Raw genomic sequence first — 22,618 nt, 5'->3', positions numbered from 1 at the left:
TCAGCGCGCGCGGACGCGAACCAGCAAGCCCCACAACACGAAACTCGCCAGCCCGAGCGCGAGGAAAACTCCCATGCCGGCGGCGAGAGTCAGCGGCGTCGCCCATAGCACCGGCACGATGAGGCCGGCGCTGACCGCGTTCAGCCCCACCTGAACAAAGCTCTGGCAGCTCGACACCAGCCCGCGCCGCGCGGGAAAGAGATCCAGCACCATCAGGCTGAGGCTGGGCATCGCCAGCGACATGCCCAACACGAAGACCGCTATCGGCAGGATCGACCCGACAAGATTCGGCGGCATCGTTGCCGCATGGACGAGATTGGCCGCGGAAGCGATCACCATGATGCCGAAACCCAGCGCAATGGTGCGTCCCGGACTTAGCTTGCCTGCCGCCTTGCCCGACAGCATCGACCCGCCGATGACACCGAGCACCACCGGTACGAAAAGCCAGTGGAACTCGCTGCTACCCAATCCGAGATGCTCGATCAGAAAGGTGGGGGCCGCGAGGACGTAGATGAAGAAGCCATTGAAATTCAACGCCAGCGTGCCTGCCAGCAGCACGAATGCGACGCTGGACATCACCTGCAGATAGCCACGGCCGAGCGATACCGGGTGAAGCGACTGACGCGCGTGCTCCGGCAGTGTCTCAGGCAGCATCCGCCAGGTCGCCCAGGCAAGGCCCGCCGAGAACAGCGCAAGAAACACGAAGATCGAGCGCCAGCCAGCGACATGAAGCAGCGCGCCGCCGATCATCGGTGCGATGGCCGGCGCAATCGCAAAGATCATCATCACTCTCGACATCAGGCGCTGCGCCTGTGCGCCGTCGAGTACGTCGCGGATGACCGCGCGACCCACAACCATGCCCGCGCCACCGCACATGCCCTGCAGGGCTCGACCCAGCCACAGCCACTCGATACTGGTCGCAAACGCACACAGCATCGACGCTGCAGCAAAACCCAGCATCGAGATGATGATCACGCTGCGCCGCCCAAAGCGATCGGCCAGCGCACCATGCCACAACACCATCATCGCGTAGGTCGCCATGTAGGCTGTGAGGGTTTGCTGCACCTCGATGCGGCTCGCACCGAGGGCTTCGCCCATGGCGGGAAACGCCGGCAAATAGGTGTCAATGGCAAACGGGCCGATCGCGGCAAGCGCCGCGAGCAGCCCGGCCAGCAAAGGCATGGAAACAGGCATGACTGAGAGCTCGGAGACAGAATGCACCAAGCCGGTGCATTCTGACGATTGATGCGTCAGGATAGCACTGGCCGAGGCGTCAGATCTCGTCCAAGCCTCGACGATACTGGATCGCCTCGGCAATATGGCCCGGCCCCGGCTGTTCGGCGCCATCGAGATCAGCGATGGTGCGGGCCACCTTGAGCACTCGGTGGTAAGCCCGGGCCGACAGCTTCATGCGGTTTATAGCCTGCTCCAGCAGCCGACCGCCGGCCGAATCAGGCCGGCACAGGTGGTCGATATCTCGCGGGGCGAGCCTGCTGTTCGGACACCCCTGGCGGGCCGACTGGCGCTGGTGGGCACCCTCGACCCGAGCGCGCACGGTGGCACTGGCCTCGCCTCCGGGCAAGGCCAGCATCGCGGCCGGCTCGAGCAGCGGCACCTCGACAACCAGATCCATCCGATCGAGCAGCGGCCCGGACAGCTTGCCGCGGTAGCGACGAACCTGCTCGGGGGTGCAACGGCAACGCCCGGACGGGTCGCCGTGATAACCGCAGGGGCAAGGGTTCATTGCCGCGACCAACTGGAACCGGGCGGGAAACTCGGCCCGACGACGGGCCCGCGAGACGGACACGACACCGGTTTCGAGCGGCTCGCGCAGGGCTTCGAGCACCCGGCGGTCGAACTCGGGGAGTTCGTCGAGAAACAGCACCCCATGATGCGCAAGGCTGATTTCGCCCGGCCGCGGATTCGCCCCTCCGCCCACGATGGCCGGCATGGATGCGGAATGATGGGGGGAGCGAAACGGTCGCCGCCCCCAGGCTCGCGCATCGAAGCTGCCTTCGATCGACTGCACCGACGCGCTCTCGATCGCCGCGTCCTCTTCGAGCGGCGGCAACAAGCCCGGCAGGCGCTGCGCCAGCATGGACTTTCCGGTGCCCGGCGGACCGAACATCAGGAGCGAATGCTGCCCGGCGGCGGCGACTTCGAGCGCGCGTCGCGCCAGATGCTGACCTTTCACGTCTGCCAGGTCCGGTGCTGAGGGCAGAGACTCCGGGCAGACATCGCTCACGACTGGCTCGAGCTGCGCATGCCCATTCAGATGCGCGCATACGGCCAGCAGACTGCCGGCACCCAGCACCACGGCGCCCCGCGCCAGCGCCGCCTCGGGCGCAGACGCGCATGGCAGGATCAGGGTCCGCCCGGCTCGCGTTGAGGCGAGACCCATCGCCAATGCGCCGCGAATCGCGCGCAGGTCGCCATTGAGCGAGAGCTCGCCGACAAACTCCTTGTCGGCGAGCGATTTGAGGGGAATCTGCTGCGAGGCGGCAAGAATGCCGAGCGCAATCGGAAGGTCGAAACGCCCGCCTTCCTTCGGCAGATCGGCCGGCGCCAGATTGACCGTGATCCGGCGTTGCGGGAATTCGAACCGGGAAGTCTGGATCGCGGCGCGTACGCGGTCGCGCGCCTCGCGCACCTCGGTATCCGGCAGTCCGACGAGATTGAACGCCGGCAGTCCGTTCGCGAGATGCACCTCGACGACCACCTCCGGGGCTTCGAGGCAAGCGAGCGCACGGGTGCGAACGAGGGCGAGCGACATGCGGGACTCCGTTGTACGAAGCCCCGCAGTCTAGCGCGCATTATGTGTTTTGCGTACCCCTATGGCATTGACCCATTAGAGGACACAAGGAATGAGGATCAGTCCTCGGACTCTCCGGTGCGGGCGCGGAGCAGTTCGGCTTCCAGCGCGGCGACACGCTCCTCGAGCTCGATTAGCTTGTGACGCGCGTGAGCGAGCATCTCGCGCTGCACATCGAACTCCTCACGGGTGACCAGATCGAGGCGGCTGAAGGCGCTTCCGAGCACCGCCTTGACGTTCTTCTCAATGTCCTTGGCGGGACTGCTGGCTGCCAGCTCCGAAAGCTTGGCGCCGATCTCGTCGAGTATGCGCGGGGGGGATGTCATCGGAGGTCCTCGAGTCGGTGGTTTTGAACAAAGTTTAGCACGCGACCGACTGCCCGGCTGCCGGCAGAAACGCCACTTCGACGCGCGATGCACCAATGCTGTGCATCAGAACGTCGCAAAGCCCTTCCGTCAGGCGCTGCACTGCAGCATCAGCCATCGCAATGAGCTTAAGTTACTGTTTTTTCGCGTTCTATTCAATCTGGCACGGTTCACGCTTCAGGGTGCTCGTCAGAAATCGACCGTCTGCATGGAGAGATCAGATGAAAACCGTGTTCGCAAGCTCACCCAACCCCGCTGTCAGGAGAATCTCATGAAACTCGTCACCGCAATCATCAAGCCATTCAAGCTCGACGAAGTGCGTGAAGCGCTCTCGGGTATTGGCGTCCAGGGCATTACCGTCACCGAAGTGAAAGGCTTCGGCCGCCAGAAAGGTCACACCGAGTTGTATCGCGGCGCCGAGTACGTTGTGGACTTCCTCCCCAAGGTCAAGATCGAGGCCGCCGTGCGCAGCGACATTCTCGACCAGGTCATCGAAACCATCGAGAAAGCTGCCTCCACCGGAAAGATCGGTGACGGGAAGATCTTCGTTTTCGACCTTGAACAGGTCGTACGCATTCGCACCGGTGAAACCGGCGCCGACGCACTGTAAGGGAGCCAGAAAAAATGAGTAAAACGCTTAAAACACTATTGGGCGCGCTGGCACTGGGAGTGGCAGTACCGGTGCTTGCCGACGAACACGCAGCCGCCGAGGCGGCCGCGGCAGCCACTGCCGCAATGGAACACAGCGCCGGCGTGCTCGCCACGCTGTCCGAAGTGCAGTATGCGCTCGACACCTTTTACTTCCTGATCTGCGGCGCCCTGGTAATGTGGATGGCAGCCGGCTTCTCGATGCTCGAGGCCGGTCTGGTCCGCGCCAAGAACACCGCCGAGATCCTGACCAAGAACGTGTCCTTGTTCGCGATCTCCTGCATCATGTACATGATCTGCGGCTACGCCATCATGTACGGCGGCGGGATCTTCCTGTCCGGCATCATGGAGACCGGAGTCGAAGAGGGATTCCTCTACGAGGCTGAGGAAACCTACTCGCCCTCGTCCGACTTCTTCTTCCAGGTCGTGTTTGTCGCCACCGCGATGTCCATCGTCTCGGGTGCGGTCGCGGAGCGCATGAAGCTGTGGGCCTTCCTGGCCTTCGCAGTGGTCATGACCGGCTTCATCTACCCGATGCAGGGCTCCTGGACCTGGGGTGGCGAGGACGTGTTCGGCATGTTCAGCCTCGAGGACCTCGGCTTCTCCGACTTCGCGGGTTCCGGCATTGTGCATATGGCCGGTGCGGCCGCGGCGCTGGCGGGCGTGATCCTGCTCGGTGCGCGTAAGGGCAAATACGGCCCGAACGGCGAACCGCGCGCAATCCCGGGTGCGAACTTGCCGCTCGCCACGCTCGGCACCTTCATCCTGTGGATGGGCTGGTTCGGCTTCAACGGCGGTTCGGTGCTTGCTACGGCTGAAGCTGCGAGCGCCAACGATGTTGCGATCGTGTTCACCAACACCCTGTTGGCTGCTGCCGGTGGCGGTGTCACGGCGATGATCATGTCGAAGATGATGTTCGGCAAGAGCGACTTGACCATGCTGCTGAACGGCGTGCTCGCCGGTCTGGTGACGATCACCGCCGAACCCTCCACGCCGACTCCGCTGCTCGCAACGATCTTCGGCGCAGCCGGTGGCGTCCTGGTGGTGCTGTCGATCACCACGCTCGACCGCGTGTTCAAGATCGACGATCCGGTCGGCGCGATCTCGGTCCACGGCACCTGCGGCATCCTGGGGCTGCTGTTGGTCCCAGTGACCAACGGTGACTCCACCTTCATCGGCCAGATTGTCGGCGCGATCACGATCTTCGTCTGGGTCTTCGGCGCCAGCCTGATTGTCTGGAGCATCATCAAGGCGGTGATGGGCATCCGCGTCAGCGCGGAAGAGGAGTACGAAGGCGTGGATCTGACCGAGTGCGGCCAGGAAGCCTACCCGGAGTTCGTGATGAAGTAATACAGGTTCTGTTCCATACACGAAGGGGTGCTACGGCACCCCTTTTCATTGGCCTCTCGTTCCTCACGGCGCCACTCACGGCACCGCGCACCGCTTCGGCACACAAGCACGCACCGCGCCGGTGCCAACCCGGGTATCACGCCCACATCGCACCGCAAAACGCGCCATATAAGGGCCACAGAACAAGTGTATCTATCTGTTTTATTGCTATTTCTTTAAGTCTTAATTATCTGGCACGAACCCTGCTAATAGTGCAATGCACCATCATTTAACCCTGGAGATCATCATGCGCAAAACCCTTGTCACCACGGCTGTTGCACTAGCCAGCGTCCCGACGTTCGGCATCAGCAGCGCCGTCGCACAAACCGAAGTCAGCGCCAACGTGGGCTTCGTTTCCGACTACCGTTACCGCGGGATCAGCCAGAGCGACCGCAAACCTGCAGTGCAGGGCGGCTTCGATCTCGAGCACGACAGCGGGCTCTATGCCGGCATCTGGGGTTCGAGCATTTCCTGGTTGGGCACGGGCTCCGGCGCCGAGATCGACGTCTATGGTGGCTACACCGGCGAGGTCGGCGACTTCTTCTACGACGTCGGCGTGCTGCACTACAACTACCCGGGTGGCAAGGCGTCCGGCTCCCCGAACCCGAACACCACCGAAGCTTATATCGGCGGCGGCTGGGGGCCGGTGTCGCTGACCTACTACCATTCGTTCACCAACCTGTTCGGCGCCGAAAAATCCAAGGGCAGCCATTATCTGGTGGCAGCGTTCGAGTACGAGGTCGTGGAAAACCTGACCTTCGACGCCCACGTCGGTCGCCAGAAGGTCAAAGGCCCGGACGGTGGCAGCTACACCGATTACGGCGTCGGACTTACCTACGCGATCGGCGGGTTCGATGTGGGTCTGCACTACATCGACACCAGCGGCCGTTTGGTCAAGGGCGTCAAGGACGCCAAGGGCACCGCAGTGCTCTCGGTCAGCCGTACGTTCTGATCAGAACGCCGCGGATTCGCCCGCGGCAGTACTTCTGCTCCAGACGCGGATCGGATCTCCTCCTCTCGCCTCTCCGCGTTCTTCAAAGGCACCGATCAGGTGCCTTTTTTTATCAGCGGAAGACGATTGTCTTGTTGCCGTGAAGCAGCACCCGGTCTTCGAGGTGGTAGCGCAGGCCGCGCGCGAGCACGGTCTTTTCGATGTCCTTGCCGTAGCGAACCATGTCCTCCACAGCATCCGAGTGGTCGATGCGAATCACGTCCTGCTCGACGATCGGCCCCTGATCGAGATCAGCGGTGACGTAGTGGCAGGTCGCACCGATGAGCTTGACGCCCTTCTCCCAGGCCTGGTGGTAGGGCTTGGCGCCGACGAAGCTCGGCAGAAAGCTGTGGTGGATGTTGATGATGCGCCCAGGATAGGCCGCGCAAAGCTCGGGCGACAGGATCTGCATGTAGCGCGCGAGCACCATGGTGTCGCCACGCACCTCCTCGAAGATGCGCTGCACTTCGGCATAGGCCGACGCCTTGTTGTCGGACGTGACCGGCACATGGTGGAAAGTGATGCCGTGCCACTCGACGAAACCGCGCAGGGCATCGTGGTTGGAGATCACGCAGGGGATCTCGATATCGAGCTCTTTCGACTGCCATCGTGCAAGCAGGTCGTAGAGACAGTGCTCCTGCTTGCTGACCAGCACCACGACCCGCTTCTTGACCGCTGAATCGGTGATCTTCCACTCCATCAGCAACTCTTCGGCCAGCGGGCGGAAACGCTCGCGAAACTCGGCGAGATGGAAAGGCAGCGAATCGGCACGGATCTCGATACGCATGAAGTAGCGCCCGACCTCCTCACCCTGTCGCGGCGGCTCGGCATGCAGCGCGGTCTCGAGGATCCAGCCACTGTGCTCGGCGATGAACCCGGAAACCCGGGCCACGATGCCGACGCGGTCGGGACACGACGCGGTAAGCGTGTAGAAGCGGGTACGATGCATGTCAGCCCGCCTTCGCGAATGCCTTGTCGATCTCCACGCGCAGGCTGCCGTAGTCGCGCACAACCGGATATTGCGGAAACTCGCGAACCACGTTCTCCGGCGGATGGAACAGGATGCCGCCGTGGGCCTCGCCGAGCATTGCGGTGTCGTTGTAGGAGTCACCCGCCGCGACGACCTTGAAGTTGAGCTCCTTGAAGCGGCGCACTGCCTCGCGCTTCTGGTCCGGCATGCGCAGATGGTAGTTCACCAGGCGTCCGGTCTCGTCTGCCTCCAGACTGTGGCAGAACAGCGTCGGCCACCCTAGCTGACGCATCAGCGGATGGGCGAACTCGTAGAAGGTATCGGACAGGATGATGACCTGATAGTCGGCGCGCAGTGCATCGAGGAAGTCCCTGGCACCGGCCATCGGCCCCATGCTGTCGATCACCTCCTGAATCGCCGGCAACCCGAGGCCATTGCGCGCGAGGATATCGAGCCGGTACTTCATCAGCACGTCGTAGTCCGGCTCATCGCGCGTGGTGCGGCGAAGCTCGGCGATACCGGTGCGCTCGGCGAATTCGATCCAGATTTCGGGAATGAGTACGCCTTCGAGGTCGAGACAGACGATTTGCACGGCAGGCCTTTATCGGTCGGGTCGGAAAAACCGCGATTCTATCAGTCCCTTCCCGGTCACGCGCGGCGCGGGGGGCTTCAGACCCACATCATGTTGCGCACTTCCAGACCCTGCCCGGCGAAGTGGTCGAGCAGCTCGCGCTGGTGCTCGAAGTCGCGGGTTTCCATCTGCAGGATGACCTCGGTCATGCCCACTGGCACATGGAGCTCGCCGCGCCGGTGCTCGACATGGCGAACGTTGATACCCAGATCGGCCACCGACTTGAGCAGCGAGACCAGGCGCCCGGGCGAATCGACGATGGTCACGGCTACGTTCATCAAGCGCCCGCTCGACGCGAGACCGTAGTCGATCGAGCGGCCGACCAGCGTCATGTCGACATTGCCCCCGGAGATCACGCAGGCGACCGTATCGCTCGGCGACAACGCCACCCTGCCCTGCAGCAGGGCCGCAAGCGCGACCACGCCGGCACCTTCGCCGATGGTTCGGGTGCGTTCCAGCAACACGACGATGGCCTCGGCGATGGCGTTGTCGTCCACCGTGACGATCTCGTCGACATGGCGGGCGATGACCTGTCGCGTAAGCAAGCCAGGGCGCTTGACCTTGATGCCATCGGCGATCGTGTGTGCGGCCGGCGGAATACCTTGCAGGGATCCGTCGCGCAGAAAATGTCGCCAAGGGGCAACCGCGTCGGCCTGCACGCCGATGAGTCGAATGTCGGGGCGCTGCAGCTTCAGCGCCAGCGCAACGCCCGAGATGAGACCGCCGCCGCCGAGCGGTACCACCGCCACCGTCATGTCGGGGCAGTCTTCGATCATCTCCAGGCCACAGCTGCCCTGACCGAGGATCACATCCCAGTCGTCGTAAGGGTGGAGAAAGACGAGCTGCTGCTCATCTGCCTGTTTCATGGCCTCATCGGCAGCCTGCTCGAGGGTGTCGCCAACCAGGCGCACCTCGGCACCAAGCGCACGGCACGAGGCGATCTTGGTCAGCGGGGCGTTCGATGGCATGACGACCACTGCGCGCAATCCGGCCTGACGCGCCGCCTGTGCCACGCCCTGCGCGTGATTGCCAGCCGAGGCGGCGATCACGCCCGCAGGCCGGTCGCCGTATTCGAGCAAACGGGCAATGCGATTGGTTGCACCACGCAGCTTGAAGGAGCCAGTGCGCTGCAGATTCTCCAGCTTGAGATGCACCTGAGCCCCGACCGCAAGCGACAGGAACTCGCTCGGCACCATCGGCGTGCGAGTCACCGACTGACCGATCCGTTGCCGCGCAGAGGCGAGCTCGGCGAGATCCAGCGGCATGGGGTGGTCAGCTTTGTCGGTCATTGCGGCAGTGTCGATCACCTTGCCGGTTCGGGCAAGGCCTCGAGTGCGTCTTCGATCTCGAGCCAGCGCAACTCGGCCTCCTCGATGCAGTTCGCCAGCTCTCCCTGGCGCTTGAGCATGTCCTGGACCTGAGTCGTCTCGCCGGAGGCATAGAGTTCCGGGTCGGCCAGCCGGTCATCGAGCGTCATCTTTTCTTCATGCCACGCTGCGAGGTCGCGGTCGATCCGTTCGCGCTCCTTCACCAGCGGACGCCTTGCTGCCAGCACCGCCTGCCGGTCGGCTGCAGCCTGCTCGCGCTCCGCCTTGCGGGCTGCCTTGTCGCTTACCTGTTGCTGGCATTTCTCGGCCGCCTGGCTCTCCGCCCTGCGTGCAGCCAGCCAGTCGCGATAGTCGTCGAGATCGCCATCGAAGGGCTGGACGCGACCGCCATCGACCAGCAGCAAGCGATCGCAGCATGCGCGCAGCAGCGCGCGATCATGCGAGACCAGCACCATTGCCCCTTCGTAATCCTGCAGGGCCAGCGTCAGCGCGTGGCGCATCTCAAGATCGAGATGGTTGGTCGGTTCGTCGAGCAGCAGCAGGTTCGGTTGACGCCAGATCAGCAAGGCCAGCGCCAGACGCGATTTTTCGCCCCCCGAGAAACTGCCGCAGGCCGAATCCACCCCACTACCGGTGACGACTCCGTCGCGCGCACCACGAAAGTCGAAACCCCCGAGATAGTTGCGCAAGTCCTGCTCGCGTGCGGCCGGGTCGAGGCGCTGCATGTGCTTGAGGGGCGACTCATCAGGACGCAGTGTCTCAAGCTGGTGCTGGGCGAAATAGCCAGTCGCCAGGCCCTTGCCTTCGGTACGCTTGCCGTCGGTGAGCGCCAGCTGACCGGAGAGCAGTTTGATCAGCGTGGATTTGCCGGCACCGTTGCGACCGAGCAGCCCGACCCGTTCTCCCGGGCGCAAGGTCAGCTTGACGTCAGCGAGTACCGGCTTGCCATCGTAGCCCACCGCACCGTCCTCGATGAGCAGCAAGGGATCGGGTGCCGCCGGGCAGGGCCGGAATGAGAAGGAGAACGGCGTATCGACATGCGCCGCCGCGATACGCTCCATGCGTTCGAGCGCCTTGATCCGGCTTTGCGCCTGGCGAGCCTTGGTGGCCTTCGCGCGGAACCGACGGATGTAGTCCTCGATGTGGGCGACCTCGCGCTGCTGGCGCTCGTACAGCGACTGTTGTTGCGCCAGCCGGGCGGCACGCTGCTGCTCGAAATCGGAATAGCCACCGGTGTATAGCGTCAGCCGCTCCTGCTCGATATGCGCGACATGGCTCACACAGGCGTCGATGAACTCCCGGTCGTGGGAGATCAGCACCAGCGTGCCGCGATAGTCGCGCAACCACTGCTCAAGCCAGAGCACCGCGTCGAGATCGAGGTGGTTGGTCGGTTCGTCGAGCAGCAGCAGGTCGGAACGACACATCAACGCCTGGGCGAGGTTGAGCCGCATGCGCCAGCCGCCCGAAAAATCGGACACGGGTCGCTCCATGTCGGTTTGCGAAAACCCGAGTCCGTCGAGCAATGCCGCAGCACGCGCCCGCGCGGCATAGCCGTCGATCTCGCCCAGACGGGCATGGCATTCACCGATCCGGGTGCCGTCGTGATCGGCCTCCGCCTGGGCCAACGCGTTTTCGATGTCGCGCAGTTCGCGGTCGCCATCGAGCGCATATTCGATTGCGGACGAGGTCAGCGCCGGCGTTTCCTGGGCGACATGAGCAATGACCCAGCCCGCGGGCATCTCAAGATCGCCCTGATCCTGATGCAGTTCGCCGCGCAACAAGGCGAACAGGCTGGACTTGCCGCAGCCATTGGCGCCAGTCAGACCGACCTTCCAGCCGGCATGAATCTGAAGATTGACCGCATCGACCAGCACCTTGGCGCCACGTGCGAGTCTCAGGTTGCGGAACTGGATCACTTGAATTCAACCATGCGAAAACGCGTTATTCTACTCACCTCGTTCGCACCCCGTTCAAATCGCGCCTCCATGCTCCGCACTCTGACGCTCGCCCTCCTGCTCGCCACTTCAAGCGCCGCGCTTGCCGACAACCCGGAGGCGCTGCCCGATCTCGCCGAGGCCCGCGCGATGCAGGCCGAGGCCAAAGCGCTGCGAGACCTGGCCGAGTCGGAGTTCCGTGCAACGGAACCCGGCTGCTACGAACGCTTTCTGGTCAACCGCTGCCTGGACCAGGCCCGCGCACTGAGGCTGGAACGCATCCGCGCCGCCCGCGCACTGGAGATCGAGGCACGTCGCATCGAGCTGGCCCACAATCGTGCCCAAGCGGAGGCCGAGTCGCGCGCGGAAGGTGTCACCCGCACCGATACCGCCATTCCGACACCGACAGCCATCCCGGAAATTCCGGTCGACGACGCCGCGGCGCACATTCGCGCCCAACGCGAAGCTCAGGCCCGCGACGCCGAGGCGCTGCGCCAGCAACAACTGCAGCAACAGGATGCCCAACGCGCAGCCGATCGCGCCCGCGCCGAGGAAGCCGCCGCCCGGCGCGCCGAGCGTGCCGAACGTGATCGCGAGCGCTACGACGAAAGGATTCGCGAGCGTTATGGAGACGTGCGTTAAGCGAGACGTGCGCTAAACCGGTGTCGGTCAGCGCAGGGCATTGGCCATCCAGATACCGGCACCGACCAGCACCAGCGCGATGATCACCGCCGGCGTCAGCGGCTCGCCGAGCAGCGCGACGCCGGCGAGCACACCCATGACCGGGGTCAGGAACGAGAACGACGACAAGCGCGTCGCCGGGTAGTGGCGGATGAGCCAGAACCAGGCGAGGTAGCTGCTCGAGGCGACCACGAAGATCTGGAACGCGACACTCGCCCACACCGTGACGCTCGGCGCGAAAACACCGGGCTCACCGAGCAGGAGTGCCAACGGCGGCAGCACCACCGCCGACACGCCGAGCTGATAGAGCAGCGTCTTTTCCGCCGAGACACGCGCCAGCGCACTGGCCTTGACCACCAGCGTGGTCGCCGCCCACAGCGCTGCGGCGAGCAGGATCATCAGGTCGCCTATCCAGGCCTGTTCTCCGGCGCGGCCGAGATTCTCGCCGAACAACACCACGACCCCGCCGAAAGCCAGCGCCATGCCGATCCATTGCACTCGACGCATGCGCTCGTTGGGCAGAAGCCAGATCGCACCCAGAGCTACGAAGAACGGTGCGGTGTAGAGAAAGATCACGCCGCGCGAGGCGTTGGTGTACTCGAGCGCGACATAGATCAACGCGAACTCGGCGGCGAACAGCAGGCCCGCGAGAATGCCGGCCCACAGCGTGCCGTCGGAGGCCATCAGCCGCACACCGCGCAGCTTCGACCACAGCAGCACCAGCACAAAGGCGCCGACCGAACGCAGTCCCGATTGAAAGATCGGCGAAATGCCGGCGTTACCGAGCTTGACCACGACTTGCTGGAGGCCCCACACGGTACACAGCACTATCATGATGCCGACCGCCAGGCGGTCGAGTTCGCTGCGGGAGTCACTCATGAGACCGCCTACTCCGGCTTCAGAACCAGCAGTCGATAAGACTTGTAACGCTCGAACACCGCCTGGGTCCGATTCTCTTCGAGATACTTGTAGTGCAGCTTGGCGAGTTTCTTGCGCAGAAGCCAGCCGACGAAGCGGCGCAGACGCGGTACGCGCGCCGTGATGTAACGGTCGATCGAACCGCAGGCCGGAGCGATGCGTTTGCGCAGCATCTCGTCCACCAGCGCCACCGAGGGGCTGATGAAACGGGTGATGTCCTCGTCGTGCTCGAGGGCGAACCGATGCTCACCGAGCGCGGCGTAAAAGCGGTCGAGCTTGTGACCGCCACCGAAGCTCTTGTCGCCCGGCTGACCATCACCATGGTGCTCGGTCTTGAAGAAATCACACACCACGACCTTGCCGCCGGGTTTGAGCAGGCGGCGGATCGTCGGCAGGCTGTCAGCGAGCGGGATGTACTGGAAACTCTCGGAGAACAGTACGATGTCGTAGGGGCGTTCGGCAGCGCTCGCGGGCATCTTCTCGAACATGCACGGGAACACCGTGGGACGATAGGCCGGCTGCAGACGTGCGATGCGCTCATGCACACGCTGTTCGAGCCAGGGCGCGGGGATTACGCCATCGACCTCGAAACCATGACCGAGCATCTTTTCCATCAGGTTCCCGGTGCCGCAACCGACGTCGAGCACACGCCCGCCCCCCGGGCAATGGCGCTCGACCATCTCGACCAGTCGCTGTGAGTAACGCTCCTGCGCGTCGCGCAGCTTGCCGATGGTTGGCTGTTCGCCCTCCTCCCACCAGCCGTAGTGCAAATCGTCTACGTCGAGCAGTTGTTGCGCCAGGACCAGTCCGAGCTCGCGGCTGTGCATTGCCAGTTCTCCCTTTGACTATCAGTCGACCACGACCAGTGGTCGCAAATCCGAGGGTATCTGCAGACGCGCACGCATCTGGCGGGTGACCTCGATGGTGCCGTCTTCCGCGATTCGCAGCGCATGTGCGATATCGTATCGCTGCACATACGGCAACCAGTCATCACCGGCGAGGAAGGGCGACTTGCTGGTCGCGTCGGACCAGGTGCCGGCGTCCTCGCGCGGCATGATCAGCACCGTCAGTGACTGGGTGCCACGGGACGGCTGACCGGTGCGCGGATCGAGCAGATGCGAGAAACGCTCGCCGTCGAGCTCGAAGAATCGCTGGTAGTCACCTGAAGTGCCGATCGCCTCGCCATCGTAGAGCGGCAAGGTGGCCAGCGGACGCGGTTCGCGCGGGTGCTGGATACCGAGCCGCCACGGCGTGCCGCCCTTGGAGCCGAGCGCCATAACGTTGCCACCGATATTCACCAGTGCGTCGTTGATGCCGCGAGCGCGCAGGATCGCAACCGCCCGGTCTAGCGCGTAACCCTTGGCGTAGCCACCGAGGTCGATCTGCACCATGGGGTTGGAACTGGTCACGAGATTGCCGTCGATGACCAGGTCGGCCATGCTGGGACGCGCTTCGAGAATGCGCGCGATTTCGGCCGGGTCGGGCTGCACCGGCTCGAACTCATCCGCATGAAAGCCCCACAGCTCGATCAGACGGCCCAACGCCGGGTCGAAAAGGTAGTCGCCGTCCGCCGCAATACGCTGTGCGTCACGCAGCAACTCGGCGAGCTCGTCGGATACCACATGAGACTCACCGCGCGCGATCGCTTCGTTCAAAGCAGTCAGCTCGGAAGGTTTCCACGCATGGAAGGCATGATGCAGGCGGTCGAACTCACGCAACACCTCACCCATGGCCTCGGACGCCTTGTCCAGCGACTTGCCGTAGATCGTCAGATCCACCCGCGTGCCAAAGACGTAGGCCTCCTGATGGAAGAGCTGCGGCTGCGCGCAAGCGGAGAGCAGAAGTACCGCCAGCGCGAGCACCAGCCCGCGAAATCCCTGCGCCACCAGCGTCATGCGCAAGCCTGCTCGAGCTTGTCCACGAACAGCGCTGCGACCGAGAAGCCGGTCTGTGCGCCAATCTCGACGAAGCAGGTCGGACTGGTGACGTTGATCTCGGTGAGGTGCCCGCCGATGACGTCCAGCCCGACGACCAGCAGGCCCCGCGCCCACAGGATCGGGGCCAGGTATTCGGCAATCTCGCGCTCGCGTTCGGTCAACGGCATCGCCACACCGCGCCCGCCCGCGGCAAGGTTGCCGCGGGTCTCGCCGGCCTTGGGGATGCGAGCCAACGAATGGGGCACGACCTCGCCACCGATGATCAGCACCCGCTTGTCGCCGTCGACGATTTCGGGCAGATAACGCTGGGCCATGATGGTACGCGCGCCCTCGTGCGACAGCGTCTCGAGGATGACGTTGCGATTGGGGTCGTCGGCGCGCACGCGGAAGACCTGGCTGCCACCCATGCCGTCGAGCGGCTTGAGCACCACGTCGGAGAACTCGTCGATGAAGGCCTGCACCTCGGTGGGATCGCGGGCCACCAGCGTCGGTGCGGTGAACTGCGGGAACTCGGCAATCGCGAGTTTCTCGGAATGGTCGCGGATCGCGCGGGGGTCGTTGAATACCCGTGCCCCGTCCGCCCTGGCGCGCTCCAGCAACCAGGTCGCGGTCACGTACTCAAAATCGAAGGGCGGATCCTGCCGCATGATTACCGCGTCGAAGGCGGTGAGAGGCAGGACTTCGGGGGTGCCGGTCTCGTACCATTTGTCGTCGGTGCCGAGCACCTGCAACGGCAATGCGCGTGCATACACGCCACCGCGTCGCCAGGCGAGCGATTCGCGACCGATGGCATGAACCCTGTGGCCGCGCCGCGCCGCCTCGCGCATCATCGCGATGCTGGAGTCCTTGTAGGGCTTGAGTGCTTGTAGCGGATCGAGGATGAAGGCGAAGGAGCGTGTCGTCATGGGTCAGGCCGCCGTTTCCAGCACCGCTGGCTCGGACTCCTCGATTTCGACCGAGGCCGCGAGCAAGGCCAGGCGGGCAACCACACCGTAAGCGTAGAAGCGATTGGGCGGTGCATCCGGACTCTGCTCGGCATCCGGCAGGCTGCAGCAGGTATCGAAGGCCAGCGGGCGGAAATGCATGCCCGGCGCGTTGAGGTTCTCGTCGCGTCCTCGCTCGGTGTGCACCCGGTAGAAGCCGCCGACGACGTAGTGATCCATCATGTACACCACCGGCTCGGCGACCGCACCCTCGATGGTCTCGAAGGTATGCACGCCTTCCTGGATGATGACCTCGTGGACCTGCAGGCCTTCCTTGACCACCGCCATCTTGTTGCGCTGGCGCCGGTTGAGGCCGACGACCTCGGACGCATCCTTGACCGTCATGACACCCATGCCATATGTGCCGGCATCGGCCTTGACGACCACGAACGGCGTCTCGTCGACACCGTACTCCTTGTACTTGGCGCGGATGTCGGTGAGCAGCGTATCCACCTGATGGGCGAGACACTCCTCGCCGGTGCGCTCCTGGAAATTGATCTGACCGCAGACCCCAAAGGCCGGGTTGATTCGCCAGGGATCGATGCCGATGACGTCAGCGAACTCCCGTGCGACCCGGTCATAGGCTTCCGCGTGACGCGATTTGCGGCGGCTGTGCCAACCGGCGTGCACCGGCGGAATCACCCATTGCTCGTGCAGGTCGACGAGTTGGGGCGGCACGCCTGCCGACAAGTCGTTGTTGAGCAGGATTGCACATGGATCGAAGCCTGCCAGACCAAGCCTGCTGCCGCGACGCTCCAGCGGCTCGAGCGTCACCGACGCACCGTTGGTCAGCTCGATCGTGGTCGGCTGGGTGATCTCAGGGAGCAGGCTGCCGAGACGCACGTTCAGACCGGCACGCTGCAGGACGCGGACGAGTTGCGCGACGTTTTGAAGATAGAACTGGTTGCGCGTGTGGTTCTCGGGAATCAGCAGCAGGTTGCGTGCCTCCGGACAGATCCGCTCCACCGCCGACTGCGCGGCCTGCACGCACAGCGGCATGAACGGCTCGTCGAGATTGTTGAACCCGCCGGGGAAAAGATTCAGATCGACCGGTGCGAGCTTGAAGCCGGAATTGCGCAGATCGGTCGAGCCGTAGAAGGGTGGCATGTGGTCCAGCCACTGCGCGCGCATCCATTGCTCGATTTCGGTCGCGTGATCGAGGAACCGCGTTTCCAGCTCCAGCAGTGGCCCGGTCAGCGCGGTAGTCAGATGAGGAACCATGTTCGCCGTCTCAGTAGAAAGGCCGCGGTCAATGGTGCCGCGGCCGTATGTTTTGCGCCAATCTTACACCACCGCGTCAGCGCCGGAGAAACCGCTGAAAGCCCACTGGCAGCGGCGCGTTCTCGAGGCTGCGCTGGGTGAATAGATGGCGCCCGTCGCACACGAAGCCAAGCTCGGTCCAGTCGGTCGCATTCAGCGCCTCCGCTAGCGCTGCGACGTCGGTCTGAAGGTCATGCGGAAAGATCGCCAGCACTGCACCGTCGTAGTGCTCACAGGGATGGGTGAAGAACGGCCTTTCGGCGCGCGTCTTGCCGTTCACATACACTCGCGGCCGCTCGCTCTGGTAATAGCCGCGCCCCCACTGCCACCAGTTGCTCTCGTCGAACGAACGGATGCGGCGGGAAATCAAACGGGCACGATGCGGCAGCAGCACCTGGGGCGGCGGCTCACCCGGTTCGCACCAGACCATGCGCCGCGTCAAACCGGTCCGGACCGTGGAAGCACACACGAAATCGCGGTCGCCATGTACCTCGTCAGCATAGATGTCGTCCGCCCCGGATACCGCACCGACCTTGACGAAAGCGATGTCGGACAGGCGCAACGGGTAGTCGCCACGCACGAACATGAGGTGGCCGGCACATTCGGCCAGACTGCGCACCTGCCATGGCGGCTCGGCGAGCGCTTCGTCGACCCGGTCTCCGGAACCGATCTCGGCATAGCGCAGGCTGCGCTCGGTGCGTCCCTTCTCGAATCGCCAGATCAGGCAATTCGGCACCGCATCTTCGAACACCCGGGCGTCGCCGAGCTCGATCGCGTCGGTGATCGAACCCTGCTCGAACAGCAGCCGGTTGAGCCTGACCGCTGAGGTGGCCTTGAGGAAATCGCGCGGTGTAATGAAGATCAGCTCACCGCCCGGTGCAAGATGGCGCAGGCACTTCTCGATGAAGAACAGGTAGAGATTGGAGCGGCCGTCGAAATGCGCGGCCCCCAGCCTCGCACGGGTGGCGGGCGGGATATCCTGAAAGCGCACGTAGGGGGGATTGCCGATGATCGTGTCGAAGCGCTCGCTGTCGGGATAGGCAAAGAAATCCATGTTCAGCGCGCCGGGCGGGCAGTGGGCAGCATCGAGCTCGATGCCTGTCGCACCCGGCAGATGGCGGAGAAACGCCCCATCGCCACATGACGGCTCCAGCACCCTGCCTCTGTTGCGACGCAGCGCGAGCATCGCCTTGACCACCGCCTCCGGGGTAAACACCTGGCCCAACGCCTCCACGTCGTAGAGGCGCAGCGGCATTTGCCGGCTCGGGCAAGGTGGAGCAATGGTGGTATTCAAGTGAAAAGCCCGGGAAAGAAGCAATTGCGGAGTTTAGCCCAGAATGCGAGGCACCCTCAGGGTGCCGGCAGCTCGACGGTGAAGCACGTGCCCTCGCCCGGCACACTGTTCACGAACACCCGCCCTCCCATGCGCGCGACCGCGCGTTTGACCAAGGCCAGCCCGACCCCAGTGCCTGGATAGTCCTCCACGCGATTCAGTCGCTGGAAGATATCGAAAATCCGTTCGTGGTACTTCATGTCGAAGCCGATACCCTCGTCGCACACTTCGATGCGCACCGCCTGCCCTTCGCGCTGGGCGGAAACGTGCACGACCGGCACCTGGCCGGGCGCGTGGAATTTCAGGGCATTGGCGAGCAGGTTACGCAACACGATCGCGAGTCCGTTGCGGTCGGCGCGCACCTCAAGCCCTCCCATGTCGATCGACAGCCTGGCCGCCTCGGGCAAGCCGCCCTCGTCGATCGCACTCAGCACCTCTTCGGCCAGCGGCTGAAGCTCGACGGCACACGGCGCCAGCACCTGTCGCTCGAGGCGGGAGTAGGCGAGCATGTCGCCGATCAGACGGTGCATCTGCGCGACGCCTCGGCATACATTGCCGAGCAGGCGCCGCCCTTCGTCATCGAGACGCTCCCCGTATTCGTCGAGCAGAATCCGCGCATAGCCATCGATTCCGCGCAACGGCGCCTTGAGGTCGTGTGAAACCGAGTAGGAAAACGCTTCGAGCTCGCGATTGACCGCTTCCAGTTCGGCCGTGCGCTCCGCCACCCGCGCCTCGAGGTCGGCATTGGCTTTTTCAAGCGTTTTCATCCGCAGCAGCAAGGCATCAGTCGCACCGGCGATACGCTCGATGTCGTCGTCGCTCATTGCACGGCCTCCATGGTCAGCTCGACCCTGCGGTTGATCGCCCGCCCTTCGGCGGTTGCATTGTCCTCCAGCGGCCGGGTATCGGCATAGCCGGTCGCACGCAAGCGTACCGATGCCACCCCGCCGGCCTCGAGCCTGCGCACCACGCTGGTTGCACGACCGGTCGACAATTCCCAGTTCGACGGGAAGCGCGCGGTCTGAATCGGCACGTCATCGGTGTGTCCCTCGACCGCAATGCGGTGATAGCCGTCTTGGAACAGGGTCGCCAGACGGTCGATCACCTCGGCGCCGCGCGGCGTGAGATCGGCCTGCCCGGACGGGAAGAGAATCTCGTTGCTGATCCGGAAGCGCACGGCGTTCTCGGTCACCAAGACCTGGATATCGTCGCCCAGCCCTTCGAGCGACAGACCCGCCAGGGGGTCCTGCACCTCATCCTCGGGCACTGGCGGCAACTCGGCGACCGGCTCGGGCGCAGCCTCGGGTGCCGGCAAGCCTTCCAGCAACCCCGGCAAGCCCTCCAGCACATGCGCCTGCGCCGGTTCGGGAGCGGGATGCGGGTCCGGCAGCCAGACTCCGATGTCTCTATTCGAGAAGGCAAGCAGTACGACGAGCATCACCAACAGCAAGGTCATCACGTCGAGATAGACAAGAAGCCAGCTGTCCTCGTCGCGATCGGCCGGCGGGTCGACATGCCACTGCGCGTAGCGTCCGCCACGGGCAGCGAGGGTCGGCTCGGCCTGTTCAGCCACGACGGGTCGCTCCGCCAGCCGCCGGCCGTCTCACCCCAGGCTTGGCCGCACCGGTGTCGTCGATCTCGTCCTCGTAATGCGCCATGAACGACCTCAGCGTCTCGCGCATCAGCGCCGGGCTGCGCTTCTCGCACATCATCGAGATGCCCTGCAGAATCATGTTCATCAGCACCACGCGCTGCTCGGTGCGCCGTTCGAGCTTGACCGCCACTGGCTTGAACACCAGGTTGGCCAGCAGGATGCCGTAGAAGGTGGTCATGAGCGCGACCGCCATATGCGGGCCGATCACCGCGAGATCGCCGTCCTCGAGCACGAACATGAGGTTGATCAGCCCAACCAGGGTGCCGATCATGCCGAAGGCCGGCGCGAACGCCGCCATGACCCTGAACAGCTGGGCTTCGGCGTGCTCGCGCGCGCGCAGCCGCGAGATACGCCATTGCAGCAGGTCGAGGATGTCCTCTTCCGGCGTGAGATCGATGACCAGTTGCACGCCGGTGCGCAGGAACGGGTTGTTCACCCGCTTGAGCGCCTGCTCCACCGCTCGTACGTCACCCTGCATCCACAGGCGCGAGATCTGGATCAGCTCTTCGATGTCGCGCTGGGTATACAGCCGCTCGTTTCGCAGAACCGTGCGGAACAGGCCGAAGACGCGCACGACCTCCCTGAGCGGGTAGCTGATGAAGGTTGCTGCGAGCGTACCGCCGAGCACGATCGCCAGCCCAGGCAGGTTGAGGAAGGCGGTTGGCTCTTCCGCCGCGAAGACAAGCACGATGGCGAGCATCGCGATGCCCGCCACCATGCCGATGAGGGTGGATGGATTCATGCGCCGTCCGGATTCGATCTGTTCGTATGCAATGGTACTCCACTGTCCGCTCCCGCGACGCCGGCCAGCCACTGCGCAACCGCATCGCGCAGCACCTGGGGCGCGTCGGATGTCGATGTATCGAGTTTCAGCACCCGCGCGCCGTCGGCGACCTCATCCGGCACCTCGAAGCTCGCCAGCTGGCTTTCGAGCACCGCGAGATCGGCCTCCGACACATCGGCGCCCGCCCCGAGTCGCGCCACGACGCGTTGTTGGAGCAGCGCCGGCGGCGCATCGAACCACGCGATCAGGCAGGGTGTGTCAAGGCGTGCCGCGAGTTGCGTGAAGGGTTCGCGCTGAGCATGCCGACAGAAGGTCGCGTCGACGAACACCGGATATCCGGCGTCGAGAACATTGCCGGCGAGAAAGAGCAGGCGCGCATAAGTCTGCGCACTGGCGTCCGCCGTATAGATGCCGCCCGCCAGCACCGACGCACTCGACGCCAGGGGCGCGAGCCCGAACAGCCGCTTGCGCTCCACATCCGAGCGCAGGCGGATGAAGCCTGCACCCTCCACGAGTGTCTGTGAGCTCACACTCTTGCCGCTGCCGGACACGCCGCAGCCGATCACCAACCCCCGCTGCCCCGGCACGGTCAGGCGCTCGGCGAGCGACAGGTAGCGCATGAAGGCGTCGCGATCACATTCCTGCGCACCAGCTTGCCCGAGGCGAATCGCTGCGATCTTGGCACGGACCATCGCACGATAGACGAGGTAGTAGCGCAACACCGCCACACCCTCGTAATCCCCGGTCTCCTGCAGCCAGACATCGAGAAAACGCCCAGCCAGATCCTCGCGGCCGTGGGCAAGAAGGTCCATGACGAGAAAGGCGGTATCGGCGATCACGTCCGTCCAGCGAAGATGCGGATTGAACTCGATGCCGTCGAACAGCCGCGCCTGGCCATCGCAAACCACCAGATTGCCCAGATGCAGATCACCGTGACATTCGCGCACCCGGCCGTCGGCAAGCCTTTTGGCGAATGTGTCGCGAAGTCGTTGGAACGCGGCATCACTCCACTGCTCGAGCGCGGCCACGCGTGCATGGATTGCGCCATCGGCGAGTCTGTCGCGGATCTGTTCGAAGTTCTGCGACGCCGGCGCATGCACCGCCTGTGGCGTGCCGTACTCGCCACCGACCTCAGCAACCGCGGCCGACGCATGAAGGGCCGCGACATGCACCCCGACGGCATCGATCAGATCCGGTGTGAGCGCATCACGGGCGAGCAAGGCATCGAAAACCTGGTCCTGGTCGAAGCGCCGCATGCGCACCGCGTAATCGAGAACCGGCCCGTCGCCATTGATCCGAGGGGCTGCAGCCGTGCCCCGCAACGCGACTACGTCGAGGTAGATACTCGGTGCAGTGCGCCGGTTCAGGCGCAGCTCATCCTCACAGGCCTGCTTGCGTAGCGCGAGCGTGGAGTAGTCGAGAAAGCCGAGGTCGAGCGGCTTCTTGAACTTGTAGGCGAAGTCGCCGGCAAGCACCACCCACGAGATATGGGTCTCGATGCACTGCATATCGCCCGCCAGGTGCGGGAACCCGCGGCCTGCCATCAGTGCCTTCAGCCGTGCCGTGCCTTCGTCCATGATCCCGAAAAGCGCAATTGATCGCTCAATGAATCACTTCGACCTGAGATTCACGCGATTACCCCGGGCTTTGCCCCTCAGGGTCCGTCAATGGTAACTTAGTCCGACCGCCGCCCTCCACGTGGCCAACCATAATCACCACTCGTCCGCATTCATGACCAGCCCCACCAGCAACAAGACGACCTCCCAGAAGCACCCGGCATCGAGCGATGCCGTCAGCCAGGTCCGGATAGTGGCGCTGCTCGTCGCGGGCGCCTTTTTCGTGCTCGTCGGCGCCTTCGTGGCAATGGTTTTTTTCGTGCAGGACGAAGCACGGCTCAATGCAGTCGGCCCGATCGCAGCCGGCCCCGGAGCCGAACGCGGCGGCCTGATCTTCCATGGCACCGCCAACATCTGGGAGGTTGGCGGACGGATGGTCATCGA

At 64.2% G+C, this 22,618-nt stretch carries 21 protein-coding genes and 1 pseudogene; 5 read left to right on the top strand and 17 right to left on the bottom strand.

Features of this window, described 5'->3' with window-relative positions; translation table 11 throughout:
* From GPA21_RS06955 to GPA21_RS06945, 3 genes are all read right to left on the bottom strand, one after another.
* The gene (locus tag GPA21_RS06955; RefSeq protein WP_168987489.1) at positions 1–1,194 is read right to left on the bottom strand and encodes a multidrug effflux MFS transporter; all 1,194 of its coding nucleotides are present in this window, start codon (positions 1,192–1,194) and stop codon (positions 1–3) included.
* A gap of 79 nt (positions 1,195–1,273) precedes the next feature.
* Positions 1,274–2,773, bottom strand: a complete 1,500-nt coding sequence (locus GPA21_RS06950) for a YifB family Mg chelatase-like AAA ATPase (protein WP_168987488.1) — start codon at positions 2,771–2,773, stop codon at positions 1,274–1,276.
* Positions 2,774–2,871: 98 nt separating this feature from the next.
* Positions 2,872–3,138, bottom strand: a complete 267-nt coding sequence (locus GPA21_RS06945) for an accessory factor UbiK family protein (protein WP_168987487.1) — start codon at positions 3,136–3,138, stop codon at positions 2,872–2,874.
* A gap of 310 nt (positions 3,139–3,448) precedes the next feature.
* On the opposite strand from GPA21_RS06945, the gene glnK reads away from it, so the two are divergent.
* From glnK to GPA21_RS06930, 3 genes are all read left to right on the top strand, one after another.
* Positions 3,449–3,787 carry a P-II family nitrogen regulator gene (gene glnK, locus GPA21_RS06940; RefSeq protein WP_168987486.1) on the top strand — a complete coding sequence of 113 codons (339 nt, stop codon included), beginning with the start codon at positions 3,449–3,451 and terminating at the stop codon, positions 3,785–3,787.
* Positions 3,788–3,801: 14 nt separating this feature from the next.
* Positions 3,802–5,175, top strand: a complete 1,374-nt coding sequence (locus GPA21_RS06935) for an ammonium transporter (RefSeq protein WP_246261814.1) — start codon at positions 3,802–3,804, stop codon at positions 5,173–5,175.
* A gap of 286 nt (positions 5,176–5,461) precedes the next feature.
* Positions 5,462–6,166 carry a TorF family putative porin gene (locus GPA21_RS06930; RefSeq protein WP_168987485.1) on the top strand — a complete coding sequence of 235 codons (705 nt, stop codon included), beginning with the start codon at positions 5,462–5,464 and terminating at the stop codon, positions 6,164–6,166.
* A gap of 112 nt (positions 6,167–6,278) precedes the next feature.
* Here the strand turns inward: GPA21_RS06930 and purU are convergent, their stop codons facing one another.
* The 4 genes from purU to GPA21_RS06910 all read right to left on the bottom strand — a co-directional run bounded on the left by purU (position 6,279) and on the right by GPA21_RS06910 (position 11,050).
* Positions 6,279–7,154, bottom strand: a complete 876-nt coding sequence (purU, locus tag GPA21_RS06925) for a formyltetrahydrofolate deformylase (RefSeq protein WP_168987484.1) — start codon at positions 7,152–7,154, stop codon at positions 6,279–6,281.
* 1 nt (position 7,155) lies between these two features.
* Complete coding sequence (gene thrH, locus GPA21_RS06920; protein WP_168987483.1) at positions 7,156–7,767, bottom strand: bifunctional phosphoserine phosphatase/homoserine phosphotransferase ThrH; 612 nt, start codon at positions 7,765–7,767, stop codon at positions 7,156–7,158.
* A 77-nt stretch (positions 7,768–7,844) separates the two neighbouring features.
* Complete coding sequence (gene ilvA, locus GPA21_RS06915) at positions 7,845–9,095, bottom strand: threonine ammonia-lyase (RefSeq protein ID WP_168987482.1); 1,251 nt, start codon at positions 9,093–9,095, stop codon at positions 7,845–7,847.
* Between the two features lie 14 nt (positions 9,096–9,109).
* Positions 9,110–11,050: an ATP-binding cassette domain-containing protein gene (locus GPA21_RS06910; protein ID WP_168987481.1), complete on the bottom strand. Its 1,941-nt coding sequence runs from the start codon at positions 11,048–11,050 to the stop codon at positions 9,110–9,112.
* Positions 11,051–11,119: 69 nt separating this feature from the next.
* Between GPA21_RS06910 and GPA21_RS06905 the strand changes: the two genes are divergently transcribed.
* On the top strand, positions 11,120–11,710 hold the full coding sequence (locus GPA21_RS06905) for a hypothetical protein (RefSeq protein ID WP_168987480.1): 591 nt from the start codon (positions 11,120–11,122) through the stop codon (positions 11,708–11,710).
* 27 nt (positions 11,711–11,737) lie between these two features.
* On the opposite strand, the gene GPA21_RS06900 is transcribed toward GPA21_RS06905, so the two are convergent.
* The 10 genes from GPA21_RS06900 to GPA21_RS06855 all read right to left on the bottom strand — a co-directional run bounded on the left by GPA21_RS06900 (position 11,738) and on the right by GPA21_RS06855 (position 22,195).
* A complete protein-coding gene (locus GPA21_RS06900; RefSeq protein ID WP_168987479.1) occupies positions 11,738–12,628 on the bottom strand; it encodes a DMT family transporter in 891 nt (296 codons plus the stop codon).
* An 8-nt stretch (positions 12,629–12,636) separates the two neighbouring features.
* Complete coding sequence (locus tag GPA21_RS06895; protein ID WP_168987478.1) at positions 12,637–13,494, bottom strand: class I SAM-dependent methyltransferase; 858 nt, start codon at positions 13,492–13,494, stop codon at positions 12,637–12,639.
* 21 nt (positions 13,495–13,515) lie between these two features.
* On the bottom strand, positions 13,516–14,562 hold the full coding sequence (locus GPA21_RS06890; protein ID WP_168987477.1) for an FAD:protein FMN transferase: 1,047 nt from the start codon (positions 14,560–14,562) through the stop codon (positions 13,516–13,518).
* A complete protein-coding gene (gene gshB, locus GPA21_RS06885; RefSeq protein WP_168987476.1) occupies positions 14,559–15,509 on the bottom strand; it encodes a glutathione synthase in 951 nt (316 codons plus the stop codon). The genes GPA21_RS06890 and gshB overlap by 4 nt, the downstream gene beginning before the upstream one ends.
* 3 nt (positions 15,510–15,512) lie before the next feature.
* Positions 15,513–16,808 carry a glutamate--cysteine ligase gene (gshA, locus tag GPA21_RS06880; protein ID WP_168987475.1) on the bottom strand — a complete coding sequence of 432 codons (1,296 nt, stop codon included), beginning with the start codon at positions 16,806–16,808 and terminating at the stop codon, positions 15,513–15,515.
* Positions 16,809–16,884: 76 nt separating this feature from the next.
* Complete coding sequence (locus tag GPA21_RS06875) at positions 16,885–18,102, bottom strand: Eco57I restriction-modification methylase domain-containing protein (protein ID WP_168987474.1); 1,218 nt, start codon at positions 18,100–18,102, stop codon at positions 16,885–16,887.
* Between the two features lie 95 nt (positions 18,103–18,197).
* A complete protein-coding gene (locus GPA21_RS06870) occupies positions 18,198–19,004 on the bottom strand; it encodes a sensor histidine kinase (protein WP_168987473.1) in 807 nt (268 codons plus the stop codon).
* Entirely contained in the window at positions 19,001–19,753 is a 753-nt protein-coding gene (locus GPA21_RS06865) for an OmpA/MotB family protein (protein WP_211163466.1), read from the bottom strand. The genes GPA21_RS06870 and GPA21_RS06865 overlap by 4 nt, the downstream gene beginning before the upstream one ends.
* Positions 19,746–20,576 (bottom strand): motility protein A, encoded by an 831-nt coding sequence (locus GPA21_RS06860; protein ID WP_168987472.1) that lies wholly within the window; start codon positions 20,574–20,576, stop codon positions 19,746–19,748. Before GPA21_RS06860 ends, GPA21_RS06865 begins: the two co-directional genes overlap by 8 nt.
* A complete protein-coding gene (locus GPA21_RS06855) occupies positions 20,573–22,195 on the bottom strand; it encodes a bifunctional aminoglycoside phosphotransferase/ATP-binding protein (protein ID WP_168987471.1) in 1,623 nt (540 codons plus the stop codon). The genes GPA21_RS06860 and GPA21_RS06855 overlap by 4 nt, the downstream gene beginning before the upstream one ends.
* A 154-nt stretch (positions 22,196–22,349) precedes the next feature.
* Between GPA21_RS06855 and GPA21_RS06850 the strand changes: the two are divergent.
* A pseudogene (locus GPA21_RS06850) lies at positions 22,350–22,618 on the top strand (AAA family ATPase); the annotation flags it as partial.

It is taken from the genome of Azoarcus taiwanensis (assembly GCF_012910885.1).
Taxonomy (GTDB): Bacteria; Pseudomonadota; Gammaproteobacteria; order Burkholderiales; family Rhodocyclaceae; genus Azoarcus_F; species Azoarcus_F taiwanensis.
The sequence above is the reverse complement of the archived record's forward strand: the minus strand, read 5'-3'. Positions and strand labels throughout refer to the sequence as shown.

Excerpts from the sequence above, each read along its gene's own strand:
- purU (WP_168987484.1), bottom strand. The coding sequence starts at position 7,154 with ATGCATCGTACCCGCTTCTACACGCTTACCGCGTCGTGTCCCGACCGC.
- gshB (WP_168987476.1), bottom strand. The coding sequence starts at position 15,509 with ATGACGACACGCTCCTTCGCCTTCATCCTCGATCCGCTACAAGCACTC.
- GPA21_RS06905 (WP_168987480.1), top strand. The coding sequence starts at position 11,120 with ATGCTCCGCACTCTGACGCTCGCCCTCCTGCTCGCCACTTCAAGCGCC.
- gshA (WP_168987475.1), bottom strand. The coding sequence starts at position 16,808 with ATGGTTCCTCATCTGACTACCGCGCTGACCGGGCCACTGCTGGAGCTG.
- GPA21_RS06870 (WP_168987473.1), bottom strand. The coding sequence starts at position 19,004 with ATGAGCGACGACGACATCGAGCGTATCGCCGGTGCGACTGATGCCTTG.
- GPA21_RS06950 (WP_168987488.1), bottom strand. The coding sequence starts at position 2,773 with ATGTCGCTCGCCCTCGTTCGCACCCGTGCGCTCGCTTGCCTCGAAGCC.
- GPA21_RS06955 (WP_168987489.1), bottom strand. The coding sequence starts at position 1,194 with ATGCCTGTTTCCATGCCTTTGCTGGCCGGGCTGCTCGCGGCGCTTGCC.
- GPA21_RS06875 (WP_168987474.1), bottom strand. The coding sequence starts at position 18,102 with ATGCCGCTGCGCCTCTACGACGTGGAGGCGTTGGGCCAGGTGTTTACC.
- GPA21_RS06860 (WP_168987472.1), bottom strand. The coding sequence starts at position 20,576 with ATGAATCCATCCACCCTCATCGGCATGGTGGCGGGCATCGCGATGCTC.
- GPA21_RS06855 (WP_168987471.1), bottom strand. The coding sequence starts at position 22,195 with ATGGACGAAGGCACGGCACGGCTGAAGGCACTGATGGCAGGCCGCGGG.
- GPA21_RS06890 (WP_168987477.1), bottom strand. The coding sequence starts at position 14,562 with ATGACGCTGGTGGCGCAGGGATTTCGCGGGCTGGTGCTCGCGCTGGCG.
- GPA21_RS06895 (WP_168987478.1), bottom strand. The coding sequence starts at position 13,494 with ATGCACAGCCGCGAGCTCGGACTGGTCCTGGCGCAACAACTGCTCGAC.
- GPA21_RS06935 (WP_246261814.1), top strand. The coding sequence starts at position 3,802 with ATGAGTAAAACGCTTAAAACACTATTGGGCGCGCTGGCACTGGGAGTG.
- GPA21_RS06900 (WP_168987479.1), bottom strand. The coding sequence starts at position 12,628 with ATGAGTGACTCCCGCAGCGAACTCGACCGCCTGGCGGTCGGCATCATG.
- ilvA (WP_168987482.1), bottom strand. The coding sequence starts at position 9,095 with ATGACCGACAAAGCTGACCACCCCATGCCGCTGGATCTCGCCGAGCTC.
- GPA21_RS06930 (WP_168987485.1), top strand. The coding sequence starts at position 5,462 with ATGCGCAAAACCCTTGTCACCACGGCTGTTGCACTAGCCAGCGTCCCG.
- GPA21_RS06945 (WP_168987487.1), bottom strand. The coding sequence starts at position 3,138 with ATGACATCCCCCCCGCGCATACTCGACGAGATCGGCGCCAAGCTTTCG.
- glnK (WP_168987486.1), top strand. The coding sequence starts at position 3,449 with ATGAAACTCGTCACCGCAATCATCAAGCCATTCAAGCTCGACGAAGTG.